The 13,702-nt window shown below is 47.0% G+C and carries 13 protein-coding genes; 11 read left to right on the top strand and 2 right to left on the bottom strand.

What is annotated here, in order from left to right; genetic code table 11:
- Positions 1-266: 266 nt before the first annotated feature.
- The 7 genes from lepB (at position 267) to ABIE27_RS11185 (ending at position 6,506) form a co-directional block, all read left to right on the top strand.
- A complete protein-coding gene (gene lepB / locus ABIE27_RS11215) occupies positions 267-887 on the top strand; it encodes a signal peptidase I (protein ID WP_111269987.1) in 621 nt (206 codons plus the stop codon).
- Between the two features lie 35 nt (positions 888-922).
- Positions 923-1,786 (top strand): ribosome biogenesis GTPase YlqF, encoded by an 864-nt coding sequence (ylqF, locus tag ABIE27_RS11210; RefSeq protein WP_123064429.1) that lies wholly within the window; start codon positions 923-925, stop codon positions 1,784-1,786.
- A 414-nt stretch (positions 1,787-2,200) separates the two neighbouring features.
- Positions 2,201-2,905: a ribonuclease HII gene (locus ABIE27_RS11205; RefSeq protein ID WP_123064430.1), complete on the top strand. Its 705-nt coding sequence runs from the start codon at positions 2,201-2,203 to the stop codon at positions 2,903-2,905.
- A 30-nt stretch (positions 2,906-2,935) separates the two neighbouring features.
- On the top strand, positions 2,936-5,044 hold the full coding sequence (locus tag ABIE27_RS11200) for a DNA ligase (protein WP_429350545.1): 2,109 nt from the start codon (positions 2,936-2,938) through the stop codon (positions 5,042-5,044).
- Complete coding sequence (locus tag ABIE27_RS11195) at positions 5,041-5,352, top strand: EscU/YscU/HrcU family type III secretion system export apparatus switch protein (protein WP_123064432.1); 312 nt, start codon at positions 5,041-5,043, stop codon at positions 5,350-5,352. The genes ABIE27_RS11200 and ABIE27_RS11195 overlap by 4 nt, the downstream gene beginning before the upstream one ends.
- The gene (locus ABIE27_RS11190; protein WP_123064433.1) at positions 5,346-5,744 is read left to right on the top strand and encodes a YraN family protein; all 399 of its coding nucleotides are present in this window, start codon (positions 5,346-5,348) and stop codon (positions 5,742-5,744) included. The genes ABIE27_RS11195 and ABIE27_RS11190 overlap by 7 nt, the downstream gene beginning before the upstream one ends.
- 210 nt (positions 5,745-5,954) lie before the next feature.
- The gene (locus ABIE27_RS11185) at positions 5,955-6,506 is read left to right on the top strand and encodes a nitroreductase family protein (RefSeq protein ID WP_123064434.1); all 552 of its coding nucleotides are present in this window, start codon (positions 5,955-5,957) and stop codon (positions 6,504-6,506) included.
- Positions 6,507-6,614: 108 nt separating this feature from the next.
- On the opposite strand, the gene ABIE27_RS11180 is transcribed toward ABIE27_RS11185, so the two are convergent.
- Both ABIE27_RS11180 and ABIE27_RS11175 read right to left on the bottom strand, forming a co-directional pair.
- Positions 6,615-7,277, bottom strand: coding sequence for a hypothetical protein (locus tag ABIE27_RS11180; RefSeq protein ID WP_429350544.1), 663 nt, complete (start codon positions 7,275-7,277; stop codon positions 6,615-6,617).
- Positions 7,278-7,383: 106 nt separating this feature from the next.
- Positions 7,384-8,994, bottom strand: coding sequence for a YifB family Mg chelatase-like AAA ATPase (locus tag ABIE27_RS11175; RefSeq protein ID WP_429350543.1), 1,611 nt, complete (start codon positions 8,992-8,994; stop codon positions 7,384-7,386).
- Positions 8,995-9,404: 410 nt separating this feature from the next.
- On the opposite strand from ABIE27_RS11175, the gene ABIE27_RS11170 reads away from it, so the two are divergent.
- The 4 genes from ABIE27_RS11170 to dprA all read left to right on the top strand — a co-directional run bounded on the left by ABIE27_RS11170 (position 9,405) and on the right by dprA (position 13,638).
- Positions 9,405-9,860, top strand: coding sequence for a MarR family winged helix-turn-helix transcriptional regulator (locus ABIE27_RS11170; RefSeq protein WP_123064437.1), 456 nt, complete (start codon positions 9,405-9,407; stop codon positions 9,858-9,860).
- 249 nt (positions 9,861-10,109) lie between these two features.
- Positions 10,110-11,270 carry an ADP-forming succinate--CoA ligase subunit beta gene (sucC, locus tag ABIE27_RS11165; protein ID WP_123064438.1) on the top strand — a complete coding sequence of 387 codons (1,161 nt, stop codon included), beginning with the start codon at positions 10,110-10,112 and terminating at the stop codon, positions 11,268-11,270.
- Between the two features lie 63 nt (positions 11,271-11,333).
- Positions 11,334-12,263: a succinate--CoA ligase subunit alpha gene (gene sucD / locus ABIE27_RS11160; RefSeq protein ID WP_090923883.1), complete on the top strand. Its 930-nt coding sequence runs from the start codon at positions 11,334-11,336 to the stop codon at positions 12,261-12,263.
- 244 nt (positions 12,264-12,507) lie between these two features.
- Positions 12,508-13,638: a DNA-processing protein DprA gene (dprA, locus tag ABIE27_RS11155; RefSeq protein ID WP_429350542.1), complete on the top strand. Its 1,131-nt coding sequence runs from the start codon at positions 12,508-12,510 to the stop codon at positions 13,636-13,638.
- The last annotated feature ends 64 nt before the right edge of the window (positions 13,639-13,702 follow it).

Raw genomic sequence — 13,702 nt, 5'->3', positions numbered from 1 at the left:
TTCGTTTTTGTCCGGGAAAAGTTGAACCGGAGGTACACTTCCGAGTAAAATGGTATGGCGGATATGCGGCGTAAAGTCCGGGAGGATTGCGAAATCAGTTATCCAAGGCATTTGAATTGTGGTTCAATGTATGGTTGTAATGCTTGGCTGCAAGAATTACATAACTGAGTTGAATAATTTGTTTTCTCTAGTCTTATGTAGGGAGGAAGCAAAAAGCTGAATGTATACTGCTATAATCATGTACTGTGAAGAGAGGAAGATCTTGAATGGAACAAGAAGTTCAACAGGACCAGGGCATACCTGCGGAAGAAAAAAATAATCGATCCAAAAAAGCGAAAAATGAAATTGTCGAGTGGTTGAAGGCCATTGTCATTGCACTCGTGCTTGTCATTCTGATTCGCTGGTTGCTTTTTAAACCATTTGTGGTGGACGGGCCGTCCATGCAACCGAATTTCTCGACAGGAGAACGTGTCATTGTCAATGAGATTCTGTACGATATCCGTGAGCCAAAACGTGGTGAAGTCATCGTCTTCCATGTACCTTCCGAAGGACGGGATTTCATTAAACGTGTTATCGCGGTAGCGGGAGATACGGTGCAGGTTCAGGGGGACACGGTAACGGTCAATGGACAAAAGGTGAATGAGACCTATATCCAGGGCGCTATTGATGCGGCTGAAGCTAACGGTGGAACGTATAACGTGAAGGATTTCCCGAATGAACAATTCCCAGATGGTAAAGTGCCAGCGGGTCATGTGTTTGTTATGGGGGATAATCGACCAAACAGTACAGATAGCCGAATGATCGGATATGTATCGCTGAAAGATATTATTGGCCGTGCGGATGTTATTTTCTGGCCTATTGGAGAAATTAAGTGGATCAACCACTAAAATCTAAAGTATGTATTAAATGAGGTGAAGACAAGGTGACGATACAATGGTTTCCAGGTCATATGACCCGAGCCAGACGCCAGATTCAGGACAAGTTGAAGCTCATTGACGTGGTCATCGAACTATTGGATGCCCGTCTGCCTGTCTCCAGCCGTAATCCGATGATTGACGAAATTTTGATGGATAAACCCCGCATGATTTTGCTGAACAAGTCGGATTTGGCGGATGCCAAAGTGACGCAAGAGTGGATTGAGTATTTTAAAAAAGAAGGTATTACAGCGTTCCCTGTGGATGCTTCGACAGGTACGAATGTCAAAGATATTCCTGCTCAGGCACGACTTCTTCTAAAGGAGAAGATTGATCGTCAACTGGCAAAAGGCATTAATCCCCGAGCCGTTCGAGGATTGATTGTCGGTATTCCCAACGTAGGTAAATCCACATTGATCAATCGTTTGGCTGGACGGAGCATTGCTGCAACTGGAGATCGTCCAGGTGTAACCAAAGGCCAGCAATGGATTAAAGCAGGCAAGGACATGGAACTGCTGGACACACCAGGTATTCTGTGGCCGAAATTCGAAGATCAAAATGTGGGATACCGTCTTGCTGTAACGGGTGCGATCAAAGAAGAAATCCTGAATGCAGAAGATATCGCATTTTTCGGAATCAGTTACCTGATGCGTTATTATTGGGATGCGCTGGAAGAGAGATATGGTCTTCAGGAGTTCTCCAGAGATGCGGATGATTCGGACAGCGTTATTGCCATTATGGAGCAGGTCGGCCGAATCCGCGGGTGTGTCATCAGTGGCGGACGGATTGATCTGGAGAAGGCATCGCGAGCATTTCTGCGGGAGTTACGAGCAGGCAAGATGGGGCGTTTCTCCATGGAAGCTCCTTACTAATCGAAAATATCCTTACAAGAGCCGAAAGAAGCGGCCGTTACCGGATTACCGGGAACGGCTTTTTTTTGTGTTTTGAAGGCTACAGGGGATATAAACCTAGCGTAAATATGGTAAAAAAATGAATTTAAGTGTGCTTTGTGGAATTGTTTGTTCTGTATAGGAGCTGTCCTGAAATCATGCTATGATAAATGATGTTGAAAATTTGCAGAACATGAGTTTGTATGTATTCAATTTAAAGCTATGACAACCGATAAATGAAGACATCAGGATATTTTTATGAATACTTTTAACATGAAACATTGTGCAGTAATACGGTTAAGCAGAACAAATATGCGATGGCCTACGTCTAATTTAATTATATACATTACATGGGATTACACAGTTAGATGAAACATGGGTGAGGAGATGAACAGAATGACAGCAAACCATGAAATGCCGGAGCTTGCATTGCCAGAACTGCAACGCAAATCGAAGAAAAAGAAAAAAGAAACTAGCGAACCCCGGGATCTTTTGTTGTATGAGCGGGAGTATTGGGGGAGCGGGTTTGAATATATCGCAGGAATTGATGAAGTGGGACGCGGATGTTTGTTTGGAGATGTGGTAGCGGCTGCAGTGATCCTGCCCCAAGGGCTTATTTTGGAAGGGGTCAATGATTCTAAAAAGTTGTCAGAGAAGAAGCGTGATACGTTATATGACATCATTATGGAGAACGCGCTGGCTGTAGGTGTAGGATATGCAGATGCGGAAACGATTGATCGTCTGAATATTAAACAGGCCGCCAGACTAGCCATGAAACGTGCCGTAGAGGCACTTGATGTAACACCTCATTACATGCTGGTGGACGCGGAAAAGGTGGATTTGAATATACCGCAGTTATCTATTGTTAAAGGGGATGCAAACAGCCAATCGATCGCTGCGGCTTCCATTGTGGCCAAGGTAACGAGAGATCGGCTGTGCAAGGAAGAATGGGATACGTTATACCCACAATATGGTTTGTCGGTACATAAAGGATATGCAACTCAATTTCATCGGGAACAGATTATGGCACTCGGCGCAACACCGATGCATCGGCGTAGCTTTCTCGGTAATTTATTAGGTGAGCAACAAACGTTGTTTTAAATGAACGGGAACGGAAAGGAGGGGAACGAGTTGAATATCAGCTCCATGATTCGTGGTTTAATGGGAGACAGTAAACCCGGAAATGTTAAGCCACTTGAACTAAAGGAAGGTCAGGTCGTTCGTGGATCTGTCGTCAGTGTATCGGATGATGGTGGAGAGGCTGTACTTCAGATTCAAGGAGTACAAGTGCGTGCAAAACTGGAGACTCCGCTCCGTCCGGGTGAGACGACACTTCTGCAGGTTCAGCCTCCAGGTGAAAATGGTATAACCGTAATGAAACCAGTTGCTGGTTCTCTTGCAGAATTACCACAGGCTTCATTGAATAATTTGTTGCAAGAGGTAGGCTTGGCGGATACCAAAGACAACCGGGAACTGCTTCTTGCCATGCAACGGAGTGGGCTTCCGCTGACCAAGGATAATATAGCGATGGTGCAAAACATGATGGGAGCCAAACCTGCACAGGTGCCTGTGGAGGAATGGATACAGGCGGCAGGCATTGCCTTCCAGCGTGGGTTGCCTGTTACGGCAGAAACGGTGAAAGGATTACATCAGACCGTATTTGGACCTCCTTTGCACCAGTTGTTAAGTGGTCTTGCAGATCAACTGGAGTCACTTTTGTCTCAAACGGTGGCAGGTAAGCCGCTTCTTGACGGAGCAGCAAGCTCGAAAGCAGGAGCGACTACAGGACAGGCTGGAGCTTCTGCAACGTTTCCGAATGTGGCTATTCAGCCGGAAGAAAGCACGCCAGCGGTAAATGTGAGCAGACCGGGAGTTGGAACGCCATTAGTCTCTCCTGCGGCATCACAGCCGAATCAGGTTCAGACTACTCAAGCGACGGGTGCAACAGTTGCTGCAACTGGCGTGGAAGGTGCAGTAGAAAGCACACAGCAGCAGGTTAAAGGGAACGGGAACGTGCCGCTGAATGCAGGCCAGGCGAATAGTGGACAGACAGGGGCTGAGGCTGCTGCGAAGGATGTTGCCAGCCAAGCGGAAACGGCTGGCAAAGGGAATGCAGGTATTCCGTCAGGCACTGGAATACCTGGGGAAGGCCCGCCGCGCGCTGCGGATGCGGGCCAAGTTGTAAGCCGCCCGGGCACACCGGGGGCGGCGGAAGCTGCGGCTGGCCGTGCAAGTGCTGGCCAGCCGGAAGGTGCGGCCGTGCGTGCAGACGGCCGCGCAGACACGCCTGCTGCTGCGGCAACACCGTCCGCAGCAGGGCAGGCAGCGCAAGCAGCGCCTACGCCAGCACAGCTGGCGCCAAAGCTGCTTGCGCTGCTGGACGCGCTGCGCAGCGCGTCCACTGCCGCACCGGCACAGCCGGGTGCGGCAACGCAAGCCGCCCCTGCTGCGCAGCAGGGCGGCCCAGCGGCTGCGGCTGCCCTAGGCTCGCCGCAGCCCTTGCCAGCCGGCGCTGATGCGCAGCCGGCTGGCGGTGTTGCCGCCGCACCTGCAGGAGCGGCGGCGCCCGCGCCCGTCACCCACGGGGGAGACCCGTGGGTGGGGCGCGTGCTGAAGCTGCTCGGTGCGGAGCACGAGCAGCAGGCCGTTCACGGCGCGGCGATGCAGCCGCGCGTGGGTGAGGCAGCGAGTCCGGCGAACACGGACACGCTCAAGGGTTTGCTGCTGCAACTGGCCAGCAGCGATAGTGCTCCGGCGGCGCTGAAAGATGCCGCCAATCAAGCCATACAATACCTGACAGGTCAGCAGCTATTGCTTACAACCGATCGCGGTGCAGCGTTTGCGCAAATGCACTGGTTTATCCCCATCACGGGTCCGGACGGGGAACAGACGGCCTCTGTGCAGATTCAATCACGCCGCGGTCCGCGCGGGGAGTTGGATGCCTCGAATTGCCGTTTGCTGTTTGACTTGGATATGAAAAGTTTGGGACATACCCTTGTTGATGTACATGTGGTCAATAACATTGTCAGTTTGCGTGTTCTTAATGATCGGGAAGAAATGGGAGCGCTCTTGGAGAGTGGACGTGAAGTGATCCATCAATCGCTGGACAAGCTTGGATATCAGCTGTTGACCTTCCGGGCAGAACCTTGGCCGGCAGGGCAGGAGCCCGGGACGGAGCGTAAGATGACTGCTGCCGATTATAGCCCTGAGCGATACAAAGGGGTGGACTTCAAGGCATGAAAGAGGAATCAGCACAGTCGGACCTGTTATCGAAAAAAGCAGTTGCGCTAAAATATGTTCCAGGAGAAAGTGAAGCACCTGTTGTCGTAGCCAAAGGCCGTGGCAAAGTGGCTGAAGCCATTCTGGACAAAGCCAAGGAAAACGGCGTTCCCGTACAGGAGGACGCAGCTTTAGTTGAAGTGCTCTCCAAGCTGGATCTGGATGAACAGATCCCGACAGAATTGTATCAGTTGGTAGCAGAAGTGCTTACCTATGTTTATCGAGCCGATCGGCTTGCTTCAGGCCGAAGTGATAACGAATCATGGTAGAACAGGGATCTGGACAGAAGCCTAGTGGCAAGCTGACTCGTCAGCAGAAGGGCAAGATCGGCGAAGAGGAAGCTTGCCGTTGGTTAAAGGAACAGGATTATTGTATCCTGCAACGAAACTGGCGTTGTCGCAGCGGAGAAGTCGATATTATTGCAGCACGTGAAGAGTTGTTGATTTTTGTTGAGGTGCGAAGCCGAAGTTCCCATTCAGGATTCGGAACTCCACAAGAGTCTGTCGATCAGCGCAAAATGCAACAGGTTCGTTCGACGGCGGCCGTTTATATGCAAATGACCGGAGAACATACTCGTCAGATTCGATTTGATGTCATTGCGGTGATGATGAACCATGACGGGGAGATCCTGTCCATAAATCATCTGGAAAATGCATTTTAGCTTTGAGTTAGTTGATAAAAAAAAAGGATGAGCTTTTAGACAAGTGTAACGTCTAAAGTTCATCTTTTTTCATTTGATTCGTATTTAACTGCACAAACGAAGAGACCGTTAAGTTTTTCTTATCTGCCGTCCTTTGAATCTGGTCAACAGAGAGGTGTATAATGAAAATTGCAACCTGGTGTGTACCATTTGGAGAGGGAGGCATGACCCATGAGTAAAACGACGAAGACAATCAACGAAGTCCGCCATGCGATCGAGAATCGCCGCACCGTCAAAAAATTCAAGAAAGATCCTGTTCCAACGGAGCAAATCATCGATTTGCTGGATACAGCCGTTTGGGCACCTAACCATAAATTGCGTGAGCCGTGGAGATTTGTGTTGTTTAATGGCAAAGGACGCAAAAAGCTCGCAGAGGCCATCGAAGCCGAGATGGGTGAGGACAACAAGTTTTCGGCGAGTGTGCAGCAGGTGCCTGCCATTTTGCTTGTTGTGCTGGAGGAAGACCCGAGACAAGCGATTTGGGATGAAGATTTCGCCGCAGTCAGTGCCATGGTTCAGAACTTTATGCTCGCAGCATGGAGCGAAAATATAGGCACGTTTTGGGTGACCAAACCATTTTTATATGCACCTAAATTTCGGAAGCCACTAGGTATCAAGGCAGGAGAAAAGATTATTGGTATGATCTATATGGGATACCCCGATGTCATTCCATCCGCGAAAGAGCGTACACCTGCCAAAGAGAAGCTAACGTTGTTTGAATAAAAGAACTCCATTCGAGACCACATACATGTGGTCTTTTTAATTTGCGATAGAGATTGGTGACAAGCTGCAGAGTTAGACAACGCCTAAATTCCCAGGCAATCAAACGGATCAGCTGTTTCGTAATAATAGCTCCTCAAGCATGCTTAAATATTCCCTCTTAATCGTTTTCTTGTCTTTTAGCTTTAACAATAATTGATAAAAACCTTCCCTATAATCAGAATAATGTGAGATGTTCGCTTTTTCCATCATTGCTGCAAATCGATTTTCAAACTGTTGCGCATCACGCATCATGTATTTATAATTCATCACCCATAGTTTCATCAGATGGATCCAATGATCATTTTCAAACTGTGTTTTGTCATAGACCAAATTCCTGTCGGTATTTAGAATACCGATATCATAAAATGTAAAAGGGTTATCTCCTCCAATAAATGTGGATATCAAAAATTTATCGGGCATCAGGCTGTTTGCATAGTCATACCAAGCCGGTTGGAACTTTGCTTTTACACTTTCGGTTACTTCGTACAATGCGATGTCTGGAGTAATATCTTTAATTGATAGCAATATATCTACATCTGAGTAATCGTCTGAGGTTTGTTCAACACGACTGCCGATTACATCTATTTGGGTTATAAAGGGCAACCCTTCTATGTGGTCTATTAACTGTTCGGTCAAAGCTTCACTATTGGATGATCCCACGATATCCCCTCCGATAAGCTCTCTGTATGAAAAGAAACGTTCATTTAAATTATGATCGCCTTTCCCTGCCATCTCACTTTTGAATGTGTGCTTGTGTTGCCATCCACGCCGTATATGTACTCCTCATTAACATGTAAGGAGAGTGCATATACGGCTTATATAAGAACGGAATATAGTATTAAAACAAACTCAAGTCTAACTGCCGATATTGTATGGCTTCCGCCACATGGGCTGTCACAATCTCACCTTCATGATCCAGATCAGCAATGGTTTGTGCCATTTTCATAATTCGGTCATGGGCACGCATGCTCAGGTTCAGCGTCTGTATCGTTTGATCCAATAACTGCTCTGCTTCACGAGGTAGACGGATTGTTTTCCGTAAAAATGTGCCAGAGAGCTGACTGTTCCAGCGCATTGAACGGTTCGTGTACCGTTTGGCCTGAATGGAATGGGCTTCCATCACTTTGGCCTGCATCTCGGCAGATGAAGGAGAAGTACCAGCCATACGCCAATCTCCTGGTGGGGGGACCTCAACTTGGAGATCGATACGATCGAGCAGTGGGCCCGAAATTTTTGCCCTGTATGCTGCTACGCGAGCCGGGCTGCAGATACAACGCTGCTCCTCCGCCTGAGCGGATAAATATCCGCAGGGGCAGGGGTTCATCGAACAGGCCAGCATGAATTGAGCGGGAAAAGTGAACGCAGCCCTTGCCCTACTGATTGTAACCGTCTGATCTTCTAGCGGCTGTCTTAGTACTTCAAGAACCTGACGCTGGAACTCTGGTAGTTCATCCAGAAACAAAATTCCGCGATGAGCGAGACTGACCTCGCCTGGCTTTGGAATGCCGCCACCCCCAATCAAGCCTGAGGTAGATATCGTATGATGAGGTGAGCGAAAAGGTCTGTCAGCGATCAGCCCTTGGGGAGCTTCTTTTAGATGCCCTGCAGCACTTAACACTTTCGTTACTTCAAGCGCTTCTTCTTCCGATAAAGGGGGTAAAATCGTCGGTAGTCGTTTAATCAACATCGTTTTGCCTGTACCGGGTGGACCAACTAACATGATATTATGCATGCCCGCAGCGGCAATCATTAGTGCACGCTTGACATGATGTTGTCCGAGTACGTCACTGTAGTCTTCGTGTGGAGAAGAAAACATTTTTCTACCCTCACTTAACCGTTCACTGGACAGTCCAGAGATATAGAGGTGACTGTAGTCTTGTAATATGATTGGTCCCGCACTCATTGTTCCCCCTGATGTGTTGCCATTTAATCCTTGGGATGTAGGGGGATGTTCAGGAGCGAGGTCCTTCAGATGCCGAAGCCCATAGATCCCGATTCCACGAATCAAACGTGCCTCCTCCACGTTCTCATAAGGAAGCAGAACCGAAGTAAAGCCTTGCCTTTTGGCTAGATCAACCATGGACAACATACCGGGTACAGGCCGGATTGAACCATCCAGTGCCAGTTCCCCGAGAACTAAAGTGCGTTCCTGTGGGGGAAGAATAAGCTGACTGCTGGTCGTAAGTAAAGCAATGGCAATAGCAAGATCAAAGGAGGAGCCTTCCTTGCGCAGATCAGCTGGGGCCAGATTAATCGTAATGCGCTGCAAAGGATACTGATACCCACAGTTTTTAATCGCCGCCCGAACGCGTTCTACCGCCTCTCTGACGGCCGAATCCGGTAGTCCGATAATTGAAGTCAGAGGTAAACCATTAGATAAATCCGTTTCAACTTCAATTAATACCCCGTCAATTCCATACAGACATGAGCTATACAACTTTCCGTACATAACAAGGAAACACCTCACTCGAATAGTTGGCTCCGCGCAGGGCGAGCCGGTCTCGAATTAAGGTGCTTCCTCAGCTTCTACTAGCATTTTATATAAAAGGAATCAGAGCGTCAACCCGGTGTGAATGGTTATGCAATGAGTTTGTCTGAATCCTGAATTGTTCTAATGATCCTCCCTGGCATAAGTGGGTTATCCGTCCCTTTTGATCACCTGTAATTATATTTTATGCAACTTAATTTAACATGATTAAATAAGAAAGTAAAATAATTTGTGCTCAATTATTCTTTTTTTAATCTATTTTGTGATAAGATAGTAATAGGGAAACTCAATTCGCCATAAATAAAGGTGAAGCAGCATGATTAACCCAAGAGTTGCAATTTAAAGTATATTAGGCAGGTGAGATAGACAACATGCAGACAGACCGTTTAAAGCTGGATAATCAATTATGCTTCGCCATATACGCTTGTTCACGTGAAATCACAAAATTGTACCAGCCCTATTTGGAGGTGCTTGGTGTAACGTACTCTCAATATCTGGTTTTAATGGTATTATGGGAGCGGCAGGAATGTACGGTGAAGGAGATTGGCGAGGCCCTATACCTCGACTCAGGTACGCTGACGCCTCTTCTCAAACGTTTGCAATCAGCTGGTTTCATCCATCGTGAGCGCTCTGCACAAGACGAACGTAAAGTGATGATTACACTAACCGATGCAGGACGTGAGCTTAAGAATAAAGCATTATCCATACCTGAAGCCATTCAGGGAGATGCTTGCTTGAACAGCACAGAGTTTGAAATGTTGCTGGGACAGTTTAAGGGCTTACTTGAGAAAGTTCATGAAACAAATATGAACACCGCAAAAAAATAATAATAAAAGCCTCTAAGTGATGAAAAACCTTAGCCTACTCGGTTGAGGTTTTTTCCATATATATCCAAGCATTCACAAAAAGGGATCATATCCATATCAAAATACTGTCTATTAACCATTACTTTTTTAAGGAAAGCGTTTTAAAAACATGTTACAATGAATTGGGTTTAAGTGAAAATAGTCAACATATGTCTTTTGTTCGTCTACCAACCCGCCTTGTTGCAGTCATGTTGATAGGAGGATTCGAGAATGAATATCCATGAATATCAAGGAAAAGAAGTACTGAAACAGTATGGAGTTACCGTTCCAAATGGAAAGGTTGCTTATACAGTCGATGAAGCGGTTGCGGCCGCAGAGGCACTGGGCAGTCCGGTGACTGTAGTTAAAGCGCAGATTCACGCAGGAGGCCGGGGTAAAGCTGGCGGCGTGAAAGTGGCAAAGAGCTTAGAGGAAGTTCGTGCCTATGCATCCGAAATTTTGGGCAAAGTATTAGTAACCCATCAGACAGGACCAGAAGGTAAAGAAGTAAAACGTCTTTTGATTGAAGAAGGATGCGATATCCGCAAAGAGTATTATGTGGGTGTTGTTGTCGATCGTGCTACAGGACGTGTAGTCATGATGGCTTCCGAAGAAGGCGGAACAGAGATCGAGGAAGTCGCTGAAGCTACACCTGAGAAAATTTTCAAAGAGGTTGTTGACCCTGCAATCGGATTGCAAGTGTTCCAAGCTCGCAAGCTGGCTTACAGCATCAAAATTCCGAATGAACTCGTGAATAAAGCTGTTAAGTTTATGCTTGCGTTGTACAAGGCATTTGTCGAAAAAGATTGCTCCATTGCCGAAATCAACCCGCTGGTTGTTACCGGAGATGGAAACGTTATCGCGCTGGATGCAAAGCTGAACTTTGACTCCAACGCTCTCTTCCGTCACAAAGATATTCAAGAACTTCGTGACCTGGATGAGGAAGATGAAAAAGAAATCGAAGCTTCCAAATATGACCTCAGCTACATAGCGCTTGACGGCAACATCGGCTGTATGGTTAATGGTGCGGGGCTTGCGATGGCTACGATGGACATCATCAAATATTATGGCGGCGACCCGGCCAACTTCCTTGATGTTGGGGGCGGTGCTACCACGGAGAAAGTTACAGAAGCATTCAAGATTATTTTGTCTGATGCCAAAGTAGCTGGAATCTTTGTTAACATCTTCGGTGGTATCATGCGTTGTGATGTCATTGCCAATGGTGTTGTTGAAGCCGCGAAGCAGCTTGGCCTGACTAAACCGCTGGTTGTTCGTCTTGAAGGAACTAACGTGGAACTTGGCAAACGCATTCTGGGTGAATCCGGATTGAATATCGTTCCTGCTGATTCTATGGCCGATGGTGCACAGAAAATTGTTGCCCTCGTAAAATAAGTTCATTCCTTCGTACCGGAGCTGTCCGGGAATTGAAAAATAACCGTAAGGATGTGAAGCAACGTGAGTATTTTGATCGATAAAAATACAAAAGTCATTACGCAAGGCATTACGGGTTCAACGGGAATGTTCCACACGAAGGGCGCATTGGACTACGGAACCCAAATGGTAGGCGGTGTTACGCCAGGTAAAGGCGGAACCAATGTTGACATCACGCTGGAAGACGGTTCAGTAGTCAGCTTGCCGGTATTCAACACGGTGCAGGAAGCGAAGGAGGCTACTGGCGCAACAGCGAGCGTCATCTATGTTCCTCCTGCATTTGCAGCAGATTCCATTATGGAAGCTGTTGACGCAGAACTGGATTTGGTCATCTGTATTACTGAAGGTATTCCGGTGTTGGATATGGTCAAAGTAGACCGTTTCATGGATGGAAAAAATACAGTATTGATTGGTCCTAACTGTCCAGGTGTTATCACACCGGGCGAGTGTAAGATCGGCATTATGCCAGGATACATTCATATGCCAGGACATGTTGGTGTCGTTTCACGCAGTGGAACACTGACGTACGAGGCTGTTCATCAGCTTACAACTCGTGGTATTGGTCAATCTTCTGCAGTAGGTATCGGAGGAGACCCAGTTAAAGGCTCCGAGTTCATCGATATCTTGAAACGTTTCAATGAAGATCCACAGACACACGCTGTCATCATGATTGGTGAGATTGGTGGTACTGCGGAAGAGGATGCAGCAGAATGGGTAGCGGCTAACATGACTAAGCCGGTGGTAGGATTCATCGGTGGTGTTACAGCGCCTCCAGGCAAACGTATGGGTCATGCAGGTGCGATTATCTCCGGTGGTAAGGGTACAGCCAAAGAGAAAATTGCAAAGCTGGAATCATGCGGTATTAAAGTTGCTCCAACACCAGCCGAAATGGGTTCCACTTTGGTAAGTGTGCTCGAAGAACGCGGTATTTTGAATTTGTGCACGACACATTAATCTGATCCCGTTATAATAGAAGAAACAGCTCGGAAATGACTCATTTCTGGAGTCGTTTATTCAGGAAACGGTAAAGGTAAGCAACCTTTTGTCCTTTAAATAGGGCGAAGGGTTGCTTTTTTTGCGTTTTTTTTTAGAAATGTAGACGAGCCTTAAAGTGCAATTGGCGCAAGCGCTTGCAATTTATCGTTGCTTATCACACAATATGAGGGGAGTTTTTCTCTCCTTTACGGGAGGCAGAAACATGGAAGAACGTTGGATTTTGTTAGGGCTCTATGAAATGGAAGGCATCGGGAAGAAAAGTATTGCAAAATTGATAACAGGCCAGCATTCGTTGCAGGAACTGCTTTATTATGAGGAAGGAGACTGGATTGAAGCTGGACTGAAAAAAGATCAGGCGACTCGTTTGGCTAGAGAGTTTGATACTGGCTGGATTGAGAGTAGAAGAGAGCAGGTTTATCATCGCGGGATCGAGGTTATTACTTATCTGGATTCAAATTATCCTATATTAATGAAGGAAACCGCACAGCCGCCTTGGGTGATGTACGCTCGAGGAGACACTCGGTTATTACATCAACCTTCAATTGCCATGGTAGGAACAAGGATGCCAACCGTTTACGGACGTAAGGTTGGTGAAAAGCTCGCGGAGCAATTGTCTGATGCGGGATTAACCATTGTAAGTGGACTTGCCAGGGGCATAGATCGTGTGTGTCATGAAGCTGTATTGCGAGCAAATGGTAAAACTATTGCTGTTTTTGGCACAGGGGTAGATATGGTTTACCCACCGGAAAATACGAGCCTTGCAGAACAAATTGCGGAAACAGGTCTGCTTTTGTCAGAATACCCTCTGGGAACTAGAGCTCGTCAGGGGCTTTTTCCCGAGCGAAACCGGATTATCGCAGGATTAACATTGGGAACGCTCGTTGTAGAGGCTGATATACGAAGTGGCTCACTGATTACTGCTGATGCCGCACTGGAGGCAGGCAGGGATGTTTTTGCGGTTCCAGGGCCGATAACCTCGCCGAAGAGTCGTGGGGCACATAACTTAATTCGTCAGGGGGCCAAATTGGTCACTTGTGCGGCTGATTTATTGGAAGAGTATCATTCGGACTTGCAAAATGCAGAACAACTTCCTTACAATAGAGGACGTTCGGCAGAAAACGCGAGCTCTGAAGAGCAAGGTTTGTTTCCGGCGGTGGAGCTTTCTACAGACGAACAACGTATTATCGTTTTAATTGAGCAGGAAGAGCAATCTTTGGATCAACTTATTGAGCAATTAGGTTGGGATTTTGGACATTTACATTCAGTTCTGTTATCTTTAATCATAAAAAAGCAGATTAGCCAATTACCAGGAACCAAATATGCTAGGGTATGACGATGCTGCAACCTGTGCAGTATGTGGAGTATATAATACGAAGTATGAAGTGAAGTACATGAAC

The organism is Paenibacillus sp. 4624, assembly GCF_050435065.1.
Lineage (GTDB): Bacteria > Bacillota > Bacilli > Paenibacillales > Paenibacillaceae > Paenibacillus > Paenibacillus amylolyticus_D.
Note: the sequence above shows the minus strand (reverse complement) of the source record. Positions and strands in the feature narration are given on the sequence as shown.